Raw genomic sequence first — 19,484 nt, 5'->3', positions numbered from 1 at the left:
ACCTCAAAGCTCAAAGTTTTGCGGCATCTCCCTTCCCACTATAATACCATACCTCTCAATCATATCTGGCTGGACTGCAACCCTGTTCGTGTTGTAGAGTGCGTCAAAGACTGCATGGGCGAAGTTCACTGTTGTTCTTGTCTCACCCAATGTTTGTGACCAAACGTCCTTAACTCCTGCAAGTGTGAGTATCTTCTTACCAACGTCACCTATGACCAATCCCAAACCTCTTGGTCCTGGCATTAGCTTAACTTTAACGCTTCCAGCCTTTCCTTCAACAGCGAATGGAATTGAGTGTGGCCTCCTGCACCTGCACTCCCAAGAGCCACAGCCTCTCTTGATTTCGATGATGTTCATCTTAGCATAGTTGATAGCCTTCCTAATGGCAATACCAACTTCTTTACCGTGCCCTATTCCAAGACCTACGTAACCATCTCTGTTTCCGACAGCGGCTAAAACCCTAAACCTAATTCTCCTACCGCTGTCAGTCATTCTAACGGTCAAAGCTATGTCGAGGACTTCTTGGTTTTGTCTGTCGTTGACTTCTGGTAAGAGGACATCAACTATCTCGGGCTCCTTGATTTGGTAACCCTTTCTAAAGACTTCGCTAATGTCTGTGATTTGTCCTTCCTTGACGAGCATACCCAACTTGGTCTTGGGTTGCCATTCCTCTAAAACTCTTTGAGCGTACTCCTTCCAGTTTTGGCTCATCTCTCATCACTCTCCAAACTTTTCCTCTATTCTCGCTTTTACCTCATCAAAGTGCTCTGGGAGCTTTTCGGGTTCTAAACCCTTAACGATGTAACCGCTAAACTGCTTCCTGTACTTCTCTTCGCCCTCCTCCCTGAGAGCCTTTGCGTACTCGGCTATTACTTCTCCTCTAATCCTCTCGTCGCTTGGGTATATCTCCTCACTGTGTGGTATCTCCAATCCAGCGTCAATTGCACCCTTAAGCACTGCGAATATGCTTGAACCCTTTGTGGGTGGGTGAAGTCCTATGTCAAGGATAGCCTCTTCAATGCCCGCTTTCTTAGCTTTGTAGCCTATGAGCAAACCGAGGAGGTATGCACTTGGAGTGTTTCCGCAGTGACCCTTCCACCCAAAGTCTCTCACTAGCTCCCTTGTGTGAGCTGAAACGAGTGTTTTATCGCCGTTTGGATCATAAACTACGATTTGGGCAACGTGATGGTTTAATGTTTTTCTCACAACTAATCTTGGCTTGCCTGACTTGAGTAATGCAAGCCTCTTGTGATAGTTAGTCTTACCACTTCTTCTCCTCCTAAAGGGAACCCTATATCTTGGTCCGTGAGCCATCTATATCACCTCTTTAATATTCCCTTCTCTTCCATGAAGAGGTACAATTGGTGCTTGCTCTTGAATTGTCCACCCTTTGCCCTGATGTACAAGCGGCGGTAGGTGTGTGCGTCAAGCTTACCCTCTGCTTTGAGCTTCCTAAGCTCCTTTCTCAAAGCCCTTATTGTCATCATCCATCTCTCTTTCTTACCCATCCTTGCAGTCTTCTTACCCTTCCTGCTACCGTGTCCCCTGTGTCTTCCCTTCTTCCTTGCTTCCTTCCTTATCTTAGCCCTGTATGAGCTTTGTCCTTTAATGGCTTTCTTCTTAATGACTCCCTCATCTATGAGCCTTCTTATGTCCTCCCTTGTGATTGCAGCCTCGACGTCTTCAATTCTCTCTGGGTCTATCCAGACCCTGTTCTCGCCACACTTTAAAAGCTCGGCAGCAATTCTCTTTTGCATCTTAAGCATAGCTCATCACACCCTCGCATTCAATACTTTAATTCCCAATTCTTTAGCTCTCTCAATAATCATGATCCTCTTCTTCTTACCGACAGCGGCTGCGATTCTAGCTGCTTGTCTCTCTGGGTTCAAAGCTTCGAGTTCCTTGACGTTGTGGACTAACACTTCTTCATATCCGCTTGGGTGCAAGCCTCTGACGAGCTTTGGTGACCTCCAGCCTATTGATACCACGGCTGGCTTGCCCTTCCACCTCATCCTCATTTTGCTGTCGATTCCCTTTGGCCTTCTCCACTTTGGATTGTTCTTAAAGCGTGGGTACCTCCACCACTCTTGCCTGTAAAAGTCAGGCTTTTTCCTCTTGATCCTAGCCCTTAATCTTAAGAGTCTCGCTTTTTCGTTCATCTCTCACACCTCAGAGTTTTATAGGTTTACCAGCCTTATCAACTATGTAAATACCATCTTGGAAGACTCTTCTATCTCTACCCTTAACTCTCGTGGCTTGCTCAATGTTTGCCGCTGTTTGTCCGGCTTTTTCTTTGTCAATGCTCTCAACGATTATTTCTGATCCCATGACTTTAACGGTAACACCTGGGAGTATTTTGGCCTTTCTTGGAGCTTTTTCACCGAGGAAGTTCTCGATTAGGACTGTATCTCCTTGAACTTTAACAGTCATTGGGAAGTGGCTGTAAACTACCTTGAGTTTGTAGGTGAAGCCTTCTGTAACGCCCTTTATCATGTTGTTCAAGTGAGCCTTGTAAGTTCTTGCGATTGCAATGTCCTTCCTCCTTGGGAACTCCTTGTAGACTATTAGCTTTCCATCCTCTTCGAGGATCTTAACTCCAGGATAATCAAAGACCCTCTCGAGCTCTCCCTTTGGACCTTTAACCTTCACGAGGTTACCGTTAATCTCGACAGTTACTCCCTCTGGAATCTCAACCTCTTCCTTTACCCATGCATCAACTGGCATTTTTCTCACCTCAGTAGACGTAGGCTATCAACCTTCCACCAATGCCCTTTTCTCTAGCTTCTTTGTGAGTCATAATACCTTGAGATGTGGAGACAATGAGTATACCGAAGTCGAATGCTGGCAAAAAGCGCTTCTCCCACTTCTCATACTCCTTCGCCTTAACTGGGAATCTTGGCTTTATAGCTCCAGTCTTGTTTATCTTACCTTTCAATTGAACCCTGTATATTCCAGCCCTTCCATCATCGATGAATTCAAATTCACCGATGTAGCCGTTCTGCTGCATAACTCTAAGGACTTCTCCAATAAGTTTTGAGGCAGGCTTTATGTAAACCTCACCCTTTCCAACCTTCTCGCTGTTCGTCATATGTGATAATGCATTTGCCAATGGGTCAAGTAAAGTCATCTTTTACCACCTCACTCGTACTTCTTAAAGCCCAACTTAGGAGCCATCTCTCTAAAGCAGTGCCTGCACAACATCAAGCCTTGAATTCTAATAACTGGGCCAAATTGGCCGCACCTAACACATCTTCTCGCGCCCTTACCAAACTTTCTGGGTTTCCTCTTGTTGTAGTCTGCCTTAGCCATCTATCATCCCTCCACAACCTGGACGCCAAACTCCTCTTCTATGAAAACAATCCCTTCATCCTTTGTGAGCTTGTGCCTTGTTGGAATGTGGTGCCTTCTCCTTCTCCTCTTTGCAACCCTGAATCCTGGTCTTTCAAGTGTTACACACACGTCCATACCAAAGATACCAATCTCTGGGTCGTATTCGACACCGGGTATGTTTATGTGCTCGTTGACACCGAAGCATAAGTTTCCGTGGTTGTCAAAGTTTGAAGCCTTTACTTTGTTATCAACTGCTGCAAAAAGCCTCTTTAGCATCTCTCTAGCCTTCTCGCCTCTAAGGGTGACCTTAACAGCGATTGGCTCTCCTCTCCTAATTCCGAAGTCCCTGTTGGTTTGCTTGGCCCTTCTCCTAATTGGCTTTTGGCCGACTAAGTCTTCAAGCATTTTCTCGGCTTTAGTTAAGCGCTCTCCGCTCTCGCCAACACCTATGTTTATGGTAACTTTAGCCACTTTGGGCCTCCTCATTGGATGAGCTTCCCAGTCCTTTAAAATTGCCTCTCTATTCATCTCGCTTCACCTCATGGTAACGAAATCTTTGGTGACTCCTTTCCAATAACGATTGCATACTCCTTCAATGTATCGAAGAGCTCTCCCTCTTCATCCTCGATTGTGATGACATCTGGCCATCCCATTGGGAAGTGCCTCACTTCAACTATCTTACCCTTCCTTGCGACGTTCTTACCTTGGGTAACGAAGACATAGGTTCCAACTTCAAAGGGGATGACCTCAACGATCTCCCTCTCAGGCACTTTCATGAGGATTGTGTCGAACGTCCTAAAGCGATCCTTTGTCTCATCTGTTAGTGAGCTGAGCTTGATGAGGTGGTTGCTTCCGTCGTGAAGGTTCAATTGGAGGTTTCCTCCCTTAACCATGCGCTTGTTGTTGATCTTCAATGGCTTAACCTTAGCCTCTTCCTCGCTTATCTTGTGGAGAATGAGCTTTCCAAGCCTGTTTGGTATTACTCTATAGTGCTCGCCTAATGCTGGGATTGAGACAACGTCCATAATACCAACTGGGAACCTGTAGTCCTTTCTTATCTTTCCATCAACGAGAACTTTGCCTTCGTTGAGGATCTTCTTAGCTTCTCTTCCTGTCTTTGCATAGCCCAAGTAGTCTCTAACGATGTACAGCAGAGGAATTGAAGTCCTCATGTTGTGTGGACCCGGAGATGGTCTCACAGCCCACTTGTATGCCTTTCTCTCAATATACCATTGAGTTGGAGCGGCTAATCTCTTAAGATGTCTCCTTGCTCCTTTCTTAGCCATATTCAAGCCCTCCTCTCAATTATTCTTTCTCTTCTCTCATCTTCCAAATTAAGCTCAATTATCATAACGTTTGAGGGGTGTATTGGATAGAAAACCTCTGTTCCGTTAACTTTCTTTTGTGTTGCGCCTTCAACATGAATTCTGTAGCGTTTCAAGTCGATCTCCACGATCTTTCCTTCATGTCCCTTGAAGTCTCCCCTCATGATTTTGACTTTATCGCCTTTCCTAACTGGCATTGTCCTGAAGCCGTACTTCTTCCTGAGCTCGCTTGAAAGCGTTGCACTCATTATCTTTTGTCTCAAGTGTAGAGGAGCGTTATACAAAAACTTCCTCTGCTTCTTTGGTTGCTTACTCTTAATCTTCATTCTTCTCACCTCACAATATCGTGCTCGCTATACTTCCCAACCTAACCCACTTCTCAGCAGCTTCCCTCGCAACTGGGCCTCTAATTTCAGTTCCTCTTGGAACACCTTCTTCGGTTGTCACCACAGCAGCGTTGTCCTCGAACTTTACACGCATGCCATCCAAGCGCTTGTATTCCTTTCTTTGCCTAACGATAACAGCCCTAACAACTTGGTGCCTTATGTCTGGCCTTCCTTTCTTGACCCTCGCTATAACCATGTCTCCCACGCCTGCTGAAGCAAGCCTTCTCCTAGTTCCCTTGTAGCCAACAACACCTATAATCTGCAATATCTTAGCACCTGAGTTGTCGGCGCACTTGAGGTAGGCACCAATTGGGAGAGCCCTTGTTGGCCTGATTGGGCTTAATCCTCTCGTAGCACCAGCACCCTTCTTTGCCATTCTTATCACCTCTCACCGGCTTTTTGTGTTATGGCCACTACAACAAAGTTCTTCGTCTTGCTCAATGGCCTTGTCTCTGCAATCAAAACCTTGTCGCCGGTTTTTGCGTCAATGCACTCTGGATTGTATGCGTGTATTCTGCTCTTTCTAAGCTCGTAACGCTCGTACTTCTTAAGGTAGCGATAGTGCTGCATCTCAACTGTCACGCTCTTCTTTGCCTTGTCGCTTACGACTATTCCCTCGAATACTCTACCGTGAATCCTTAACTTTCCATGCCATGGGCATTTTGGATCATTGCAAGTTTGTTCTGGGGGCTTTACACCCAATCCAATGTCTCTCATCTTCTCCACCTCTTTTTCAATCTCATCTCGGGTCTTCCAATCAACTCCTTCCCATCAACTATGACTTTTTTATCGCCGATCTCAAACTCAATCTCAACTTGATCCTTGGGGATTATGTAGAGCTTATCCCCCAAGATTTTGAGGGTGTTCTTTGTCTCGTCAATCACGTATCCCTCTATATGCATAAACCCCTGATGAGGGCTTTTTATGATTTTTGCTTTCAGTCCTATGAGTTCATGCCATATTATGGTTTTCCTGGTCACTCGATTTCTATTAAGTCCCCTGAAAATCCAAGATCTACCAACAATTTCTTGACCTTGTCCCTGTGATCTCCTTGAAGCTCTATCCTTCCGTTTTTTGCTGTTCCTCCGCATGCCAGCTTACCCTTTAGTTTTTTTGCAATTTGGTCGAGATCAAACTCCCTCTCATCTATGCCATCGATTATTGTTTTGAGCTTTCCATAGCGCCCTTTCTCAAGGTAAACCTTAATCCTCTGTTGCTCTTTAACGACCTCCTTAAAGAGCATCTCATCTATGGGGTTTACAATTCTCGGCATTATCTACCTCACCTTTTTCCTCTAACCTTCTCATTTCTGATTGTAAGCAGCCTGGCTAAATCCCTCTTAAGGGATCTAATCTTCATGGGGTTCTCCAAGGAGGTCCCCATGGTAAGCATACCCCTCTCCTTAGCAAGTTCCATTCTGATTTCCTTGATTTTTGCGTCTATCTCTTCTAAGCTCATCTCTCTAATTTCACTTGGCCTCATTGCTCGCTCACCTCTTCAACAATCTCTTCTTGCTTGTCAACAATTTCAATTTCATCTGGGAGCTTTGCGTCTGGTGGAAGTATGCTAACCTTCACACCCATGACACCGAGCTTGAGGATTGCTTGAGCATAGCCCTTTGAGACTAGTGTTTCAGCTGGGTTTCCAACCTTAGCGAGATAGCCTTGGTAGAACCTTACGCTCTTAGCTCTCTCTCCTGTTAGCTTTCCGCTGATCCTAATCTCGACACCTCTCGCGCCGCCCCTGTTCATTATAGCCCTTATAGCTGAGTATGCAGCCCTTCTAAAGTGTATACCCCTCTCCAAGGCTTGAGCTAACCTTACAGCTTGGACTTTAGCGTTTAAGTAGGGGTTCTTAATTTCCTCAACCTCAATTTGTGGGTTCTCCAAATTAAATCTTCTCTCGAGGATTCTTGTAAGCTGTCTTATCTTTCTTCCACCCCTGCCGATGACGTAACCTGGATTAGCGGCAAATATGATGACCTTTGTTCCTAAGGGTGTCTTTTTGATGTCCAAACCTCCGTAGCCAGCTCTCCTTAATTCTTTTTCTAGGTATTCATCGATGAGCATTTCCTTAACTGCTTCCTTAACGAAATATCTCTCTATTGCCATTCACTCACCCCCTAATCTCCTCAACTACAACTTCAAGGTGTGTTGTTTGCTCATTGAATGGTGTAGCCCTACCGAAAGCTCTTGGGATGTATCCTGGGAGCTTTGGTCCTCTATCAGCCTTTATGTGAACTATCTTAAGCCTGTCTGGGTCAAGGCCCTTTTGCTCAGCGTTGTTCTTAACGTTGTGGAGGAGCTTTAGTACGGCCTTTGAGACCTTAACTGGATATCTACCTGGACCAAAGCCTTTACCCCTCTTGTGTCCTTGTGAGTCGTGGAATCTCCTAAGTGGAACAGGTCTCTTTAGCTCGATGACTTCCTCAAGGAACCTGATTGCATCATTGAGCATCATACCCTTAATAGCATTGCACACCTCAATTGAGAGCTTGGGTGACATCCTAAGATCTCTAGCTTGAGCCTTTGCCATCCTCTCTGGATCAAAATTTTGGAAAGAGTAGTAGCGCTTAACCATCTCCACTCACCTCACTTGACCGCTACGAACATTGATGACCTCGTAGCACCCATACCAGGTGAACCGTGTTGGACTATCTTTCTCGTTAGGGCAAACTCTCCCAAGTAGTGCCCTATCATCTCAGGCTTAATCTCGATTGGGACGAACTCTTTACCGTTGTGGACGTGGATTGTCATTCCAACCATCTCTGGGAGGATAACCATGTCCCTGCTGTGGGTTCTAATTGGCTTTTTATACTTACCCTTCTTAGCAAGTCTAATTTTTCTAATGAGTTTCTTCTGGTCTTGGGTAAAGCCCCTCTTAAGGCTCCTCCTCTGCCTTGAGGGAAAGAGCTCAGCTACTTTGTCAAGGGGCATGTTCAAAAGTTCCTCAAGCTTGTAACCGCGATAAACAAATTCCTTCTTGACCATTTTCTACCACCTCACTTCCTCACTCCAGTTCTTCTCGCAGCTATATGACCAACCTTTTGACCTGGGGCAGCTCTCCTTGCAACTGTGCTTGGCCTTCCAATGTGGTGCTCCTTACCACCGTGTGGGTGGTTGACTGCGTTCATCTTGACACCTCTTGGCTTTGGCCAGAACCTGTTTCTAGCCTTCATGATGTAGTAGGCCTTACCGGCTTTAACTATTGGCTTCTCTAACCTTCCACCGCCAGCAACAATACCTATTGTTGCCCTACAGTTTGGCTTGAAGTGCTTGAGCTCACCACTTGGAAGTTGGACTATTACCCTATCGGCTTCCCTTGAGACTACTAGAGCGTATGTTCCTCCAGCCCTCACATACTTTCCTCCATCACCTGGGACGCCCTCAATGTCGTAAACGTAAGTTCCCTCTGGTATCATAGCCAATGGAAGTGTATTTCCTATCTTAACCGGAGCGTTTGGCCCAATGTAGACCTCTTCTCCAACCAAGAGGCCCTCTGAAGCTATTATTAGCTTCTCCATGCCGTTCTCAAACTTAACCCTTGCAACTGGAGCTGTCCTTCCAGGGTCGTGGAGTATCTCAACTACCTTGCCTACCAAGGTCTTTTCCTTGGTTATGTTGAATGGGATGTACCTAATCTTTCCCCTATACCTGTGAGATGGAGCTCTAAATGTTGGGCTTCCTTTACCTCTCCTTTGTTGAATCAAACTCTTACCCATTCTCACTCACCTCAGAATAATCCTATCCTTGCGGCAATTTCACTTGCGTTGTATTCAGGCTTCAACTTAACGTAAGCCTTCTTTTCTCCTTTCATTGTGATTAGTGTGTTTATCTTGTCTACCTTGACACCGTAAATTTCTTCCACGGCTTTCTTGATGTCGCTCTTTGTAGCTCTTCTGTCGACTATAAATGTGAGCTTGTTCTCGGTTTCGATTAGTGAAACCGCCTTTTCTGTAACTACAGGTCTTACAATAACCTTATATGGGTCCATTTATCTCACCTCAGCCGTAAATTTCTCTCAACCTCTCTATGGCACCCTTAGTCCAGATTGTCAACCTTCCTGGGTGTGTACCTGGAGCTAGGAACTCAACACCTAAGTTGTCCACTAATACGACATCAACACCTGGGTGGTTCCTTGCACCTTGTATGATTCCCTCGTTCTTTGCAACAACGATGAGTGGTCCCTTACCCTTCTTGTATCTCCTTCCTCTCATCTTACCCTTACCAGCTCTTATCTTGGTGTTCTTCTTTGCCCTCTCTATGTCCTCCCAAACGCCGAGCTTCTTGAATATCTCTCTTGTTTGAGCAGTCTTGAAGACCTTCTCAAGCTCATCATCAACTACTAGTGGAACTTGAGGAAGGCCGTCTATGATGTGACCCCTTGCCTTGACGAGGTCTGCATTAGCTGTTGCTGCTATAGCACTCATCAAAGCCAATCTTCTCTCCTTCTTGTTTATCTCTTCCCTAATGATTTTCTCAACCTTTGGTGGGTGAGCCCTTCTACCGCCCCTAGCGAATGGGACGAATGCAGCGAACCTTGGGGCTGTCTTCATCCTCTTAACTCTAGCCATTCCATGGCCCTTTCCTATTGACTCAGCGCTTGTTCTCTTACCTGCCATTGGGTCGGTTCCCCATGGTTGAATCCTGTGAGTCCATGAAGCTATTACAGCCCTCCTAATCAAATCGGGCCTGAATGGTGTTTGGAAGACCTTTGGAAGCTCTATCTCCTCAATTGGCTCGCCATTTAAAGAGTAAACGTGAACTTTCATTATCCCTCACCTCATTGCTTTGACTCCCTACTAACGTAGGTGATTTGTGGAGCTTCAACAGGTGGCTTTCTTGCAGGTGGCCTAATAGCTGGCCTAAACCTAATTATTCTCTTTATTGATCCCGGAAGTGTTCCTGCAACCATCAAGAAGTCACTCCTAATGATTCCGTAGTGTGGGAAGCCACCCTTTGGTGTAATCTCTATCTCCTCGTCGCCGAGCTTGAGAACGCCATTCTCACCTATTCTCAAGAGCCTCTTGTTGTACTCTGTTCTTGTGTGGAATCCCATTTGACCTGGCATTGGAACTGTCCACATGACCCTAGTTGGGTGCCATGGACCTATTGAAGCGACCTTCCTTCTTGCCTTGCTGTCCTTGTGTGACCTGAGCTTGACGCCAAACCTCTTGATAACGCCTTGGAATCCCTTACCCTTAGTAACGGCTATAGCATCAAGGAGCTCTCCTTCCTTGAGGACTTCGCTAGCCCTTATTTCGTTGCCTATCTTCTCCTTGAGATAGGCAAACTTCTCCTCAACACTGCTTCCTCCAACGGCGTACTCCATGACGTCTGGCTTCTTCTTGAGCTTGATGAGCCTTGGTTGGGTGTGAACCAAAGCCCTGACCTCGACTATTTCTCCCTCTTTAATCATGTCCTCGAGCTCTCCAAGCTTTTGTTGGAATGCTTCCTCATTGTAGTTCTTTGGAAGAGTCTTTATCCTTCTCTTGAGGTCGCCGTTTAGGTTTGGAGCCCAAACCTCAGTAGCTGTCTCTAAGCCAAGGTAGCCTTGCTTGTAGGCCCTAATTCCATAGACCACCATTGGTGGGACTTCCACTACAGTCACTGGAACGAATATCTCCTTGCCGTTGGTGAGCCTTCCTGGCCAGTCGTCAATCATTAAGACGTGGGTCATTCCGGCTTTGTAGCCTGCAAATCCTAATATTCTGGTCTCATCTGTTTGTGGCCAACTCTTAATCCTTGGGACTATCTTCTTTGCTCTTTTCCTTGGAGCATAGCCCAATGAACCTCTCCTTGGTCTACTAATTTTTCCCATCTCAATCCCTCCTTATGAAATTAAACACCGCCAAAGTTGCCAGCACGGCTTCTTCCGTTCTAACGGTTTGTGTTTTTTGATTGGGAATTGTATTGAGGATTAAATCAAACTCGTAATCCTCATTAAAGTCTCTCAATATTTCTAACACACCCTTTCTGGGGGATCCAAACACGAAGCCTATATTTCCTTCAAACTCGGGGAGTTTTACTCTCCTCACATCCTCCCCTTTACGGGAAGTTGCTATTGCAACATCAAGCCTTGCCTTTTTAAGTGTTTTTGCAAGGCTTTTTTTAGTTAGATGGACTTTATACCCCCAGTACTCCTCTGGTTGTGCCAAGACAACCTTTAAAGGCTTCGTGGAGACAATTCTAAAAGTATGCCTTCCTTTCAATCCCTTGCCGTCCTCCACAACGGCAAGTTCATCGAGACCAATGTCCGCGTACATTCTTCCCTTTTTAACTATTACGCCTTCGCGAATTTCGCCGACTTTTGGTTTGCTCTTGAGCTTGTGGTGAGGTGTTCTGAGTGGAGGTATGACCCCAGCGTATCTAAGCTCGTCCCTGAGGGGGAAAAGGTGCCTTCTTAGGTACTGAGGCGTTTCCGCGTACTCAAGGATTAGCTTTATGAACTTCCCATCTTTTCCGCCTGCCCTGTAAATCCAGATGTGTTCGACGCCAAATATTGAAGCTGCCCTAGCTATCTGCCCTATTTTGTAGGTTCTAATTTTTTGGTCTTTGCTCTCCTCGAGGAGCGAATCGGGGATGAATATGTGCCATGTCATCACTGGTCACTACTTACTCTATTATCAAAGCTGATGTTGAGTAAAAAAGATTGCTTTAAAAGGCTTTCGAACTTTTCCACCCTCACAGCCTTTCCACACCATACAAAATTTTTGCAATGTGTAACCCTTGCTTGTAAACTCAGGTAAACTATAAAACACAAAACCACAAAAGCATTAAAAACATAAAAAGAGCACAGAATTAAAGCTTTAGCCAAAAAATGCTCCCATCATATCCATCTGCTCTTCACTGAAGCCCTTGACCTTAAACTCGGGCATCTTCTCAATCAAAGCCTCGTACTCATCCAATTCAATCTTCCTAGTCTTTCCGTCTTTAACATGGAATGCCTTTGTTATCTCCTCGCTTTTGTATGCTATGAGAAACTCCTTGCTCTCAATGTTTTCAAACTTTACAAATATGGCATTTCCACCCGTGTAGGGCTTTTTGCACTTGAATGGAAAGCTTGCAGAGTTGAGCATCGCATCGCCTAAAACTAGGTTGGCTTTCTTCCCATTTACCTCTGTCCAAAACTTGGTTCCCTCAAAATCGCCTTCAACGACGATAAGGAATCTCTCACCGCTGAGCTCCGCCACTGGAGCGCCTTTATCCTCCAAAAGCTTGAAGAGCTCCCCTATACTTTCCGCATTTCTCAAACTTGCAACAAATCCTTCAACTTTCATTCCAAAGCCTCCAACCTTCACTTCGAGCTTTGGCTTAAAAAGTTGGCGATTTTTGTTTTTGCCTCTCCTATGTCCTTTGGAACATCCAAACCCAGACTTAAAAAGAGCTCAATTAGGGGAGGAACGTCCAGATTATGTGATTTTAAAAGCTCCGCATTGCCGAAGACTTCCTTCGGAGTGCCAACAGCTATTACCTTCCCACCGTCCATTAGAGCAACCCTGTCGCACATGGTCAGGTACTCAGCTTCATGCGACGCTAAAATTATGGTTCTTTCACCTCTAAAGCGCTCGATTAACTCTCTAAGCTTTCTTTTCCCCTTAAAGTCCAAGTTTGCAAAGGGCTCGTCAAATACCAAAACCTCGGGCTCCATCGCTAAAACCGTTGCTATGGCAATCCTCTTCTTCTCACCAAAGCTGAGCCTCTTTACGTCCCTATCTGCATAACTTTCCATGCCCACGAGCTTTAACGCTTTAAAGACTCTCTCCTTAAGCTCTTCTCCTCTAAGCCCGAGGTTATAGGGACCAAAGGCAACGTCCTCAAACACCGTAGGGGAAAATAATTGGTCATTTGGGTCTTGGAATACTATACCCACTTTTTTCCTCACTTCTCTGGGGCTCCTAGCAGCATCAATGCCATTCACTAAGACTTTACCTTTTTGAGGCCTCAAAACACCATTTAGGTGCATTATTAAAGTGGATTTACCTGCCCCATTGGGGCCCAATAGGCCAAAAACTTCTCCCTGCTCAATTCCAAGAGTTATACCCTTTAAGACCTCTCTGCCGCTATAGGAAAAGTGAACATCTATGAGCTCAATCATATCAAAACACCCAGCAGGGTCACTAAAGCGAGAGCGAAAGGCGTTAAGCTTATCTCCTCCTCAAGCTTCGGAAACTCTCCAAATCCCCTTGAGAGCATCGCCATATAAATCTTTTCATTCCTTAAATATGCTCTGACGAAGATTTCACTTATCAAAGCCCCAAGCTTTTTGTAGTACTCTCTCTTGCCAATCCCAAAAGTCCTAGAGTCCAAAGCCCGCTTCATCCTGAGTGCCTCATCCTTAAACAAGTCCAAGTAGCGGTAGGTAAACGCTAATGTCAGCACTAAAATGCGAGGGAATTTTAAAGCTTCCATCTCCGCCAAAATCCGCGGAAAGCCGATGGAGTTTGATACAACTACGACAGCGGAAGAAGCTAAAAACGCCCTCGAGAATAGGAGCACAAAGGAGTAAACTCCCTCTCGAGTTACAACTCCAAAGGGAGTATTCAAAATGGGCTGTCCTGGATTGAATAGTGCTAGTACAAACAAGAGGCCCTCAAAGCCGAGCAGAAAGCCCAAGTGCTTGAAAATACTCCTCTTTGGCTTGAGTATAATGATTAACCCAATTAAAATTATTCCAAAGTAAGCCAGCTCCATTAAACTTCTCCTAGTCGCCACCAAAAAAGTGTAAACTAAAATGAAAGGGAGGTACAAACTCAAACCCCCTTGAAAACCTTTGTCAGACCGTAGCTAAGGGCGAAAACTAAAACTATACCCAACATTCCCATGACCAAGCTCTGTCCCCATGTTTCGCCGTAGTCCAGGGGAGCTTCATAAAATGCATGCTCCTCAAGGCCCACTTTTTCCATCGTAGCCTCTAAGCCGTCGGGGTTTTCTGATGCGAATGGAAGTGCAATGGCAAGTAATACTATAATAATGATTAAGCCCTTTAGTATAGCCCTCATGCAGGCACACCCCCCACCTCAGGAAGCCTCGTCCTAACGGCTTGTACGATAATTACGGTCAATATGGCCTCTCCAATTCCTATTATGGCATGATAACCGGCCATTAAGGATATGACTTTTCCAAAGGGAAGGCTTTTGCTCAACCCTATCTCCACCGCAGTCAAAAGCGCTCCAGTGAAGACAGAAAGCCATGACGCAATTGCTATTGCAAGGGCCTCATTGGTCTTTTTAAGCTTTGTGTAGACTGCATATCCCAAAAATGCTCCAACGATACCCATGTTCAAGATGTTTGCTCCTATGGCAGTAACTCCACCATCCCCGAAGAGGAGCGTTTGAACTAAGAGGACTGCAGTCATCACAAGAACAGCTGCGTATGGCCCTAGTAGGATAGCTACGAGCGTTGCCCCTAAGAGGTGTCCGCTAACTCCACCTATAATCGGGAAGTTCACCATTTGAGCTGCGAAAACTCCCGCTGCAAAAAGTCCCAAGAGTGGGATTTTATCCTCCGGGAAGTCCTTAAGCTTCCTTGTGGAGTATACTACTCCGAGGAGAGTAATCAAATAGGTCACCGCTATCATAGGCGTGCTCAACAATCCATCAGGTATGTGCAACTTTCTTCACCTCCATTGCTAAATGATGCTATCGAATTTTGATCAAGTAGCACCATATAAAAGGGTTTTCAAAACAACTTTTTTGCAACCAATGGTTAATTACAACCCTGCACTTGAAACTTAGAGTCATTACAAAATTACAGAAATCTTATATATAATTGAAACATATCTAAAGATAGTAGAATTTCTTAATTTGGAGGTGAACACATATGCGATTTGATAGGGTTCTTGTAACAATAATGATCTTTTTATTAGTGGTTTCATTAGCCGGCATTAGCAATGCCGCACCCTTAGAAAAAGTCCGCGTGATAATAACAATTGATAGAGGGAACTTCAACGAAAACTCGGTTAGAACACTTGGAGGAAAAGTTTTAGCAAAAGGCAGGCTCTTTCCAATAGTCATTGCAGAACTTCCAGCTCCCGCAGTAGAGCATTTGAAGAAAGCCAAGGGAGTCGTGAGAGTAGAGTATGATGCAGAAGCACAAATCTTGGGTAAGCCCCCGGGCAAAGGAAAGCCCAAGCGGCCCCAACCACCACAGGAAATTCCTTGGGGGATTGAGAGAATAAACGCAACAAATGCTTGGAGTATTACAACTGGTTCAAGCGGTGGAGTTATAGAAGTTGCCGTTCTAGATACTGGGATAGACTACGACCATCCAGATTTGGCTCAAAACATCGCTTGGGGAGTTAGCACTCTTAGAGGCAAAGTTTCAACTAATCCAAGAGATTACAAAGATAAAAATGGCCACGGTACACATGTAGCGGGGAGTATAGCAGCATTAAACAACGACATCGGCGTCGTTGGTGTCGCGCCTAACGTGGAGATTTACGCTATTAAAGTTTTAGGCAACGGTGGAACCGGTTTCTACAGCGACATAATATTAGGAATTGAGCAGGCTTTGCTCGGTCCCGACGGAATCCTCGATGCAGACAATGATACGATTGTTGTAGGCGACCCTGATGACGACACTGCCGAAGTAATCTCAATGAGCCTCGGTGGCTCAAGCGACGTTCAAGCCCTTCATGATGTCATTATACAAGCTTATGACTATGGCGTCGTCATAGTTGCTGCATCCGGAAATGAAGGTTCTTCGAGTCCAATTTATCCGGCGGCTTACCCAGAGGTAATAGCCGTTGGGGCAATGGACAGCAACGATCAAGTGCCATGGTGGAGCAACAGAAATCCGGAAATAGCCGCTCCGGGAGTAGACATACTAAGCACTTACCCTGATGACACTTACGAGACCCTAAGCGGTACTTCAATGGCCACACCACATGTTAGTGGAGTCGTTGCATTAATTCAAGCCGCTCACTACAACGAATATGGAACCGTTATTTCCGTGGGTACTTTCAACGACACCGAACCAAATACAGTTAGAGGAATACTTCACTCAACAGCTGATGATAAAGGAAGTTCAGGATACGACATCTTCTATGGATATGGCATAGTTAGAGCAGATTCAGCGGTGCAAGTAGCGAGCTAAAACTTTAAATCTTTCTCTTTTTAAATTTTTTAGGTGATCGCCATATCAAGAGAAAAGTTTGTTCTTAATATATCTCGTTTTATTGTTTTCATCGGCTTAATAAGCGGCCTCATGTATTGGCGCATAGACCACATCTATCGTTGTTTGGTGGCCTTAATTGGTCTCTATATCCCTGATATAGTCCAAAATAAGTTTCCACACCCACCAGATAAGCTTAAACATATCTTAAAGCCCATCTACAACGATAAAACAATGGCGGTTTTAGGAGTTTTTATAGCAGTTCATGTTTCTCTTGTAAATGTACCCTTCACAACCATAGATCTCTTTCACAAGGAATGGAGAGATGCTGACATGATAAGCCACTTTTTGGGTGGCCTGACCGTTTGGCTCATCACAGCTGAGGTAGTAAATGAGTTTTCAAATCACCTCAGCTTAAAAAAGCGTCAATTTATCCTTTACTCCTTCCTGCTTTTCTTCACTCTCGGAATAGGATGGGAGATAGCAGAAAAGCTTAGTGAAGGTGAGATTTCTTTTATTCGAGAAACAGCAGGCAATAAAGTAAGAGACATAATCATGGACACGCTAGGTGCCCTTTTTGGCTTATATCTTGTAGAAGAGAAGAGATTTCCATTTAGGCTAAAACTTAATAATGGATAAAAGCATACGTTTGAACATGAAGTGGGAGACCACGAAGTACATTAAAAAGTGGGCAGTAGTTCTGAGCTTTTCAGCTGTTGCAGGGATAGTTGGAGGACTAGGAGCAGTTCTCTTCAGGGAGTTAATAAAGTACACCCACTCGATTTTCTTTGAGATGGTTCTACCGATAATAACCTTTGAGTTCCACGGCTACAACCTTGGCTACATTTTCCTCCCTGCCCTCGGGAGCATCATAGTTATTCCGATCATAAAAAAGTGTCCGGAACTTAAAGGGAATGGGATTCCAGAAGTCATAGAAGCCGTGATATTTAAAGAGGGCATTATTAAGAAAAAGTTTGCAGTTTTAAAAGTTATAGCCACCTCAATAACTATTGGCTCCGGCGGGAGTGTAGGTAGGGAAGGCCCTATAGGATTTATTGGAGCTTCATTAGCCTCCATGCTGACTCAAAAGTTTAAACTTTCCCCCGAGATGAGAAAACTCCTGACCACATGTGGGCTTGCCGCGGGAATAGCAGGAACTTTTAATACTCCTCTCTCTGGGGCCATGTTTGCCCTTGAAGTGATATATATGGGTGCTTTTTCAATAAATCTCGTTCCTATTGTCATAGCTGCGGTTGTAGGAAATGCTGTAACACTACTCATGCTAAAAAGAGCATTTGAAGTATCAATCCCCTTAAACACCGGACATGCCTTGGTTGAGCTGCCCTTCTTCTTTGCTATGGGACTGCTCTTTGGAGTTTTAGCTGCAGCCTACGCGAAGTTCATTTACCTGCTGACCGATGTATTTGAAAAACAAGCTAGAGCATGGAACTTAGTTCTTGGAGGACTTGGAGTTGGTTTGATAGGAATGCTCTTTCCAAAGTACGGCATTTTTGGGGTTGGCTACAGCGGAATGGAGATGGCTGTAAGCGGACTCCTTCCAATAGGCCTTTTGATATCACTTGGACTCGCCAAGATGCTCGCAACATCTTTAACAATATCTTCAGGACACAGCGGTGGGATATTCGCCCCAAGCCTTTATATAGGAACCATGTTTGGAACAGCTTTTGGACTAATTTTAAGTGTCCTCTTTCCGGACTTGGGGATTAACCCCTCTTCTTATGCACTAGCTGGAATGGCAGCATTCTTCAGCGGGTTAACACAAGCACCAATAACACAGATACTTATGGTAACAGAGTTAACAAAGAGCTATGCTCTCCTCCCTGCAGTAATGACCTCCTCCACCGTGGGCTTTTTAACAGCAAGGTTCTTCCTCAAAGGCTCTTCAATATACACATTGAAGCTTGAGAAAAAAGGAATCCACATAAGAACAGGAAAGCCAATAGTCTTGGAAATGATATCTGTCAAGGAAATAATGAACAAGGAGCCTGTCTTCGTGTATGAAGACACGCCACTCATAGATGTGGAGCACTTGGTAGCTGAAACAGGTCACGACTGCTTCCCCGTTGTTGATAAAGACTTTAGGGTCTTGGGTATTATTGGAGTAAAGGACTTCTTAAAGCGCTCCTCAAGGATTAAAGCCCTCCCGGTGAAGCGTTTTCTCAACAGGCCCTTTGCCATCGCATGCTTAAATGAAACCGCCCAAAGTGCCTTTGAAAAGCTAGTTGAGTATGATCAAAACCTTTTGCCTATCGTTGAGGACTTAGAGAGTAAAAAGCTCGTTGGAGTTGTGACTAAGAGGGACATCTATAAAGCATACTACAAGGGGCTTGAGGGGATGTATATAGAGTGAAGGAAGAAGTGTTCAAAAGATAAAAATTAAGGCTTCCCAAACTTTTCCATCATGCCGATGAAGTAGAAGAGGAGCTTTGCACCTGTAAGGGCAGTAACATCACCAATCTCCATCCCTGCGACTTCCATTATATCGAAGCCCACTATTCTCTTGTTTTTAACAAGCCACTCCAGTGCCTCTATGACCTCCCAAAATCTTAAGCCACCTGCCTCTGGGGTACCGGTGCTTGGCACCATGGAGAGATCGAATGCATCTATATCGATTGAGACGTAGACTGGCTCCGGCAAGTCTTTCACCACTTCCTTAAAGCGCTCAACGCTGTATTCCCTTGCGTGGACCCAAGTTATGCCCTTCTCCTTGGCATATTCTACTTCTTCTCTTATGCCGCTCCTTATGCCGAACTCAGCAATTTCAACGCCAAGCTCTGAAATCCTGCGCGCAACGCAAGCGTGGTTCCATGGGTTACTTTCATACTCATCCCTTAAGTCGAGGTGGGCATCAAAGACGACGTAGCTCTTTGGCATTAATGCCTTCACAGGGGCGTAGGTCATTGAGTGCTCACCGCCCAATATTATTGGAATAACATTCGGGTTGGCCTCTTTGAGCTCTCTTATGGTCTCAATGCCCATCTTTACTGTCTGCAAGGGATTGCCGGCTACGACCTCAAGGTCTCCAATGTCCGCTATGTTAAGCTCTGCTAAGTCTATATCATAATCTAATATATAGCTCTCGAGGTTCACTGTACCCTGCCTAATGAGCGTTGGGCCGAACCTTGCCCCGGGCTTATACGAGGTCGTACCGTCAAAAGGAATACCCAATATCGCGAATTTTGCATTCTCAACATCAACTAAAGGTAAAGCCGTCTCTATGCTCTTGTAAGTGTAAAAGAATTCCACACTCTCACCTCAAGGAGAGTGTTGAGCTCAAAGTTATAAAAATTGCGAAAGTGAACTACCCC

General features: G+C 45.0%; 32 protein-coding genes. 3 read left to right on the top strand and 29 right to left on the bottom strand.

Features of this window, described 5'->3' with window-relative positions; translation table 11 throughout:
* Positions 1-3: 3 nt before the first annotated feature.
* From rpsE to PAP_RS01675, 28 genes are all read right to left on the bottom strand, one after another.
* The gene (gene rpsE / locus PAP_RS01810; RefSeq protein ID WP_048164363.1) at positions 4-711 is read right to left on the bottom strand and encodes a 30S ribosomal protein S5; all 708 of its coding nucleotides are present in this window, start codon (positions 709-711) and stop codon (positions 4-6) included.
* A gap of 6 nt (positions 712-717) precedes the next feature.
* The gene (locus tag PAP_RS01805; protein WP_048164361.1) at positions 718-1,314 is read right to left on the bottom strand and encodes a 50S ribosomal protein L18; all 597 of its coding nucleotides are present in this window, start codon (positions 1,312-1,314) and stop codon (positions 718-720) included.
* A 5-nt stretch (positions 1,315-1,319) separates the two neighbouring features.
* Entirely contained in the window at positions 1,320-1,766 is a 447-nt protein-coding gene (locus PAP_RS01800) for a 50S ribosomal protein L19e (protein WP_048164360.1), read from the bottom strand.
* A gap of 6 nt (positions 1,767-1,772) precedes the next feature.
* Complete coding sequence (locus tag PAP_RS01795) at positions 1,773-2,159, bottom strand: 50S ribosomal protein L32e (protein WP_048164358.1); 387 nt, start codon at positions 2,157-2,159, stop codon at positions 1,773-1,775.
* 10 nt (positions 2,160-2,169) lie between these two features.
* A complete protein-coding gene (locus PAP_RS01790) occupies positions 2,170-2,724 on the bottom strand; it encodes a 50S ribosomal protein L6 (RefSeq protein WP_048164357.1) in 555 nt (184 codons plus the stop codon).
* A 10-nt stretch (positions 2,725-2,734) separates the two neighbouring features.
* Positions 2,735-3,127: a 30S ribosomal protein S8 gene (locus PAP_RS01785; RefSeq protein WP_048164355.1), complete on the bottom strand. Its 393-nt coding sequence runs from the start codon at positions 3,125-3,127 to the stop codon at positions 2,735-2,737.
* Between the two features lie 11 nt (positions 3,128-3,138).
* The gene (locus PAP_RS01780; RefSeq protein ID WP_048164352.1) at positions 3,139-3,309 is read right to left on the bottom strand and encodes a 30S ribosomal protein S14; all 171 of its coding nucleotides are present in this window, start codon (positions 3,307-3,309) and stop codon (positions 3,139-3,141) included.
* Positions 3,310-3,312: 3 nt separating this feature from the next.
* The gene (locus PAP_RS01775) at positions 3,313-3,858 is read right to left on the bottom strand and encodes a 50S ribosomal protein L5 (protein WP_048164350.1); all 546 of its coding nucleotides are present in this window, start codon (positions 3,856-3,858) and stop codon (positions 3,313-3,315) included.
* A gap of 11 nt (positions 3,859-3,869) precedes the next feature.
* Positions 3,870-4,616, bottom strand: a complete 747-nt coding sequence (locus PAP_RS01770; RefSeq protein ID WP_048164348.1) for a 30S ribosomal protein S4e — start codon at positions 4,614-4,616, stop codon at positions 3,870-3,872.
* A 2-nt stretch (positions 4,617-4,618) separates the two neighbouring features.
* On the bottom strand, positions 4,619-4,981 hold the full coding sequence (rplX, locus tag PAP_RS01765) for a 50S ribosomal protein L24 (protein ID WP_048164346.1): 363 nt from the start codon (positions 4,979-4,981) through the stop codon (positions 4,619-4,621).
* 10 nt (positions 4,982-4,991) lie between these two features.
* Positions 4,992-5,417, bottom strand: coding sequence for a 50S ribosomal protein L14 (locus tag PAP_RS01760; protein ID WP_048164345.1), 426 nt, complete (start codon positions 5,415-5,417; stop codon positions 4,992-4,994).
* A gap of 5 nt (positions 5,418-5,422) precedes the next feature.
* Positions 5,423-5,758, bottom strand: a complete 336-nt coding sequence (locus tag PAP_RS01755) for a 30S ribosomal protein S17 (RefSeq protein WP_048164343.1) — start codon at positions 5,756-5,758, stop codon at positions 5,423-5,425.
* The gene (locus PAP_RS01750; protein ID WP_084177520.1) at positions 5,755-6,132 is read right to left on the bottom strand and encodes a ribonuclease P protein component 1; all 378 of its coding nucleotides are present in this window, start codon (positions 6,130-6,132) and stop codon (positions 5,755-5,757) included. The genes PAP_RS01755 and PAP_RS01750 overlap by 4 nt, the downstream gene beginning before the upstream one ends.
* A complete protein-coding gene (yciH, locus tag PAP_RS01745) occupies positions 6,018-6,317 on the bottom strand; it encodes a stress response translation initiation inhibitor YciH (protein ID WP_201769546.1) in 300 nt (99 codons plus the stop codon). The genes PAP_RS01750 and yciH overlap by 115 nt, the downstream gene beginning before the upstream one ends.
* Positions 6,318-6,322: 5 nt before the next feature.
* Positions 6,323-6,523: a 50S ribosomal protein L29 gene (gene rpmC, locus PAP_RS01740; RefSeq protein ID WP_048164337.1), complete on the bottom strand. Its 201-nt coding sequence runs from the start codon at positions 6,521-6,523 to the stop codon at positions 6,323-6,325.
* Entirely contained in the window at positions 6,520-7,152 is a 633-nt protein-coding gene (locus tag PAP_RS01735; protein ID WP_048164335.1) for a 30S ribosomal protein S3, read from the bottom strand. The genes rpmC and PAP_RS01735 overlap by 4 nt, the downstream gene beginning before the upstream one ends.
* A 4-nt stretch (positions 7,153-7,156) precedes the next feature.
* Positions 7,157-7,621 (bottom strand): 50S ribosomal protein L22, encoded by a 465-nt coding sequence (rplV, locus tag PAP_RS01730; RefSeq protein ID WP_048164333.1) that lies wholly within the window; start codon positions 7,619-7,621, stop codon positions 7,157-7,159.
* 11 nt (positions 7,622-7,632) lie between these two features.
* Positions 7,633-8,031, bottom strand: coding sequence for a 30S ribosomal protein S19 (locus PAP_RS01725; RefSeq protein WP_048164332.1), 399 nt, complete (start codon positions 8,029-8,031; stop codon positions 7,633-7,635).
* Between the two features lie 11 nt (positions 8,032-8,042).
* Positions 8,043-8,762, bottom strand: a complete 720-nt coding sequence (locus PAP_RS01720) for a 50S ribosomal protein L2 (RefSeq protein ID WP_048164330.1) — start codon at positions 8,760-8,762, stop codon at positions 8,043-8,045.
* Between the two features lie 11 nt (positions 8,763-8,773).
* Positions 8,774-9,034 (bottom strand): 50S ribosomal protein L23, encoded by a 261-nt coding sequence (locus PAP_RS01715; protein ID WP_048164329.1) that lies wholly within the window; start codon positions 9,032-9,034, stop codon positions 8,774-8,776.
* Positions 9,035-9,044: 10 nt separating this feature from the next.
* Positions 9,045-9,812, bottom strand: coding sequence for a 50S ribosomal protein L4 (rpl4p, locus tag PAP_RS01710; protein WP_048164327.1), 768 nt, complete (start codon positions 9,810-9,812; stop codon positions 9,045-9,047).
* 11 nt (positions 9,813-9,823) lie between these two features.
* Positions 9,824-10,861: a 50S ribosomal protein L3 gene (locus PAP_RS01705; protein ID WP_048164325.1), complete on the bottom strand. Its 1,038-nt coding sequence runs from the start codon at positions 10,859-10,861 to the stop codon at positions 9,824-9,826.
* Position 10,862: 1 nt separating this feature from the next.
* The gene (locus PAP_RS01700) at positions 10,863-11,642 is read right to left on the bottom strand and encodes a putative RNA uridine N3 methyltransferase (protein WP_048164324.1); all 780 of its coding nucleotides are present in this window, start codon (positions 11,640-11,642) and stop codon (positions 10,863-10,865) included.
* A 207-nt stretch (positions 11,643-11,849) separates the two neighbouring features.
* Positions 11,850-12,320, bottom strand: coding sequence for a hypothetical protein (locus PAP_RS01695; protein WP_048164322.1), 471 nt, complete (start codon positions 12,318-12,320; stop codon positions 11,850-11,852).
* A gap of 17 nt (positions 12,321-12,337) precedes the next feature.
* Positions 12,338-13,138, bottom strand: a complete 801-nt coding sequence (locus PAP_RS01690; RefSeq protein ID WP_048164320.1) for an energy-coupling factor ABC transporter ATP-binding protein — start codon at positions 13,136-13,138, stop codon at positions 12,338-12,340.
* Positions 13,135-13,791 (bottom strand): energy-coupling factor transporter transmembrane component T family protein, encoded by a 657-nt coding sequence (locus PAP_RS01685; RefSeq protein ID WP_048164318.1) that lies wholly within the window; start codon positions 13,789-13,791, stop codon positions 13,135-13,137. Before PAP_RS01685 ends, PAP_RS01690 begins: the two co-directional genes overlap by 4 nt.
* Before the next feature lie 2 nt (positions 13,792-13,793).
* Positions 13,794-14,042: a PDGLE domain-containing protein gene (locus PAP_RS01680; RefSeq protein ID WP_048164317.1), complete on the bottom strand. Its 249-nt coding sequence runs from the start codon at positions 14,040-14,042 to the stop codon at positions 13,794-13,796.
* Entirely contained in the window at positions 14,039-14,653 is a 615-nt protein-coding gene (locus tag PAP_RS01675) for an energy-coupling factor ABC transporter permease (protein ID WP_048164315.1), read from the bottom strand. The genes PAP_RS01680 and PAP_RS01675 overlap by 4 nt, the downstream gene beginning before the upstream one ends.
* A 209-nt stretch (positions 14,654-14,862) precedes the next feature.
* On the opposite strand from PAP_RS01675, the gene PAP_RS01670 reads away from it, so the two are divergent.
* Genes PAP_RS01670 through PAP_RS01660 form a run of 3 tightly spaced genes read left to right on the top strand, consistent with a single transcriptional unit; the run spans position 14,863 to position 18,526 of the window.
* On the top strand, positions 14,863-16,137 hold the full coding sequence (locus PAP_RS01670; RefSeq protein ID WP_048164313.1) for a S8 family peptidase: 1,275 nt from the start codon (positions 14,863-14,865) through the stop codon (positions 16,135-16,137).
* 33 nt (positions 16,138-16,170) lie between these two features.
* The gene (locus PAP_RS01665) at positions 16,171-16,794 is read left to right on the top strand and encodes a hypothetical protein (protein ID WP_048164311.1); all 624 of its coding nucleotides are present in this window, start codon (positions 16,171-16,173) and stop codon (positions 16,792-16,794) included.
* 16 nt (positions 16,795-16,810) lie between these two features.
* Positions 16,811-18,526: a chloride channel protein gene (locus PAP_RS01660; protein WP_048165898.1), complete on the top strand. Its 1,716-nt coding sequence runs from the start codon at positions 16,811-16,813 to the stop codon at positions 18,524-18,526.
* Between the two features lie 26 nt (positions 18,527-18,552).
* On the opposite strand, the gene speB is transcribed toward PAP_RS01660, so the two are convergent.
* Positions 18,553-19,422 (bottom strand): agmatinase, encoded by an 870-nt coding sequence (speB, locus tag PAP_RS01655; RefSeq protein ID WP_048164310.1) that lies wholly within the window; start codon positions 19,420-19,422, stop codon positions 18,553-18,555.
* Positions 19,423-19,484 lie beyond the last annotated feature (62 nt).

It is taken from the genome of Palaeococcus pacificus DY20341 (assembly GCF_000725425.1).
GTDB classification, from domain to species: Archaea; Methanobacteriota_B; Thermococci; order Thermococcales; family Thermococcaceae; genus Palaeococcus; species Palaeococcus pacificus.
This window is presented reverse-complemented; position numbering and strand designations above follow the sequence as displayed.

Bases quoted from the DNA above. Each gene is read 5' to 3' on its own strand.
- rpsE (WP_048164363.1), bottom strand. From the start codon at position 711: ATGAGCCAAAACTGGAAGGAGTACGCTCAAAGAGTTTTAGAGGAATGG.
- PAP_RS01805 (WP_048164361.1), bottom strand. From the start codon at position 1,314: ATGGCTCACGGACCAAGATATAGGGTTCCCTTTAGGAGGAGAAGAAGT.
- PAP_RS01800 (WP_048164360.1), bottom strand. From the start codon at position 1,766: ATGCTTAAGATGCAAAAGAGAATTGCTGCCGAGCTTTTAAAGTGTGGC.
- PAP_RS01795 (WP_048164358.1), bottom strand. From the start codon at position 2,159: ATGAACGAAAAAGCGAGACTCTTAAGATTAAGGGCTAGGATCAAGAGG.
- PAP_RS01790 (WP_048164357.1), bottom strand. From the start codon at position 2,724: ATGCCAGTTGATGCATGGGTAAAGGAAGAGGTTGAGATTCCAGAGGGA.
- PAP_RS01785 (WP_048164355.1), bottom strand. From the start codon at position 3,127: ATGACTTTACTTGACCCATTGGCAAATGCATTATCACATATGACGAAC.
- PAP_RS01780 (WP_048164352.1), bottom strand. From the start codon at position 3,309: ATGGCTAAGGCAGACTACAACAAGAGGAAACCCAGAAAGTTTGGTAAG.
- PAP_RS01775 (WP_048164350.1), bottom strand. From the start codon at position 3,858: ATGAATAGAGAGGCAATTTTAAAGGACTGGGAAGCTCATCCAATGAGG.
- PAP_RS01770 (WP_048164348.1), bottom strand. From the start codon at position 4,616: ATGGCTAAGAAAGGAGCAAGGAGACATCTTAAGAGATTAGCCGCTCCA.
- rplX (WP_048164346.1), bottom strand. From the start codon at position 4,981: ATGAAGATTAAGAGTAAGCAACCAAAGAAGCAGAGGAAGTTTTTGTAT.
- PAP_RS01760 (WP_048164345.1), bottom strand. From the start codon at position 5,417: ATGGCAAAGAAGGGTGCTGGTGCTACGAGAGGATTAAGCCCAATCAGG.
- PAP_RS01755 (WP_048164343.1), bottom strand. From the start codon at position 5,758: ATGAGAGACATTGGATTGGGTGTAAAGCCCCCAGAACAAACTTGCAAT.
- PAP_RS01750 (WP_084177520.1), bottom strand. From the start codon at position 6,132: ATGCGGAGGAACAGCAAAAAACGGAAGGATAGAGCTTCAAGGAGATCA.
- rpmC (WP_048164337.1), bottom strand. From the start codon at position 6,523: ATGAGGCCAAGTGAAATTAGAGAGATGAGCTTAGAAGAGATAGACGCA.
- PAP_RS01735 (WP_048164335.1), bottom strand. From the start codon at position 7,152: ATGGCAATAGAGAGATATTTCGTTAAGGAAGCAGTTAAGGAAATGCTC.
- rplV (WP_048164333.1), bottom strand. From the start codon at position 7,621: ATGGTTAAGCGCTACTACTCTTTCCAAAATTTTGATCCAGAGAGGATG.
- PAP_RS01725 (WP_048164332.1), bottom strand. From the start codon at position 8,031: ATGGTCAAGAAGGAATTTGTTTATCGCGGTTACAAGCTTGAGGAACTT.
- PAP_RS01720 (WP_048164330.1), bottom strand. From the start codon at position 8,762: ATGGGTAAGAGTTTGATTCAACAAAGGAGAGGTAAAGGAAGCCCAACA.
- PAP_RS01715 (WP_048164329.1), bottom strand. From the start codon at position 9,034: ATGGACCCATATAAGGTTATTGTAAGACCTGTAGTTACAGAAAAGGCG.
- rpl4p (WP_048164327.1), bottom strand. From the start codon at position 9,812: ATGAAAGTTCACGTTTACTCTTTAAATGGCGAGCCAATTGAGGAGATA.
- PAP_RS01705 (WP_048164325.1), bottom strand. From the start codon at position 10,861: ATGGGAAAAATTAGTAGACCAAGGAGAGGTTCATTGGGCTATGCTCCA.
- PAP_RS01700 (WP_048164324.1), bottom strand. From the start codon at position 11,642: ATGACATGGCACATATTCATCCCCGATTCGCTCCTCGAGGAGAGCAAA.
- PAP_RS01695 (WP_048164322.1), bottom strand. From the start codon at position 12,320: ATGAAAGTTGAAGGATTTGTTGCAAGTTTGAGAAATGCGGAAAGTATA.
- PAP_RS01690 (WP_048164320.1), bottom strand. From the start codon at position 13,138: ATGATTGAGCTCATAGATGTTCACTTTTCCTATAGCGGCAGAGAGGTC.
- PAP_RS01680 (WP_048164317.1), bottom strand. From the start codon at position 14,042: ATGAGGGCTATACTAAAGGGCTTAATCATTATTATAGTATTACTTGCC.
- PAP_RS01670 (WP_048164313.1), top strand. From the start codon at position 14,863: ATGCGATTTGATAGGGTTCTTGTAACAATAATGATCTTTTTATTAGTG.
- PAP_RS01660 (WP_048165898.1), top strand. From the start codon at position 16,811: ATGAAGTGGGAGACCACGAAGTACATTAAAAAGTGGGCAGTAGTTCTG.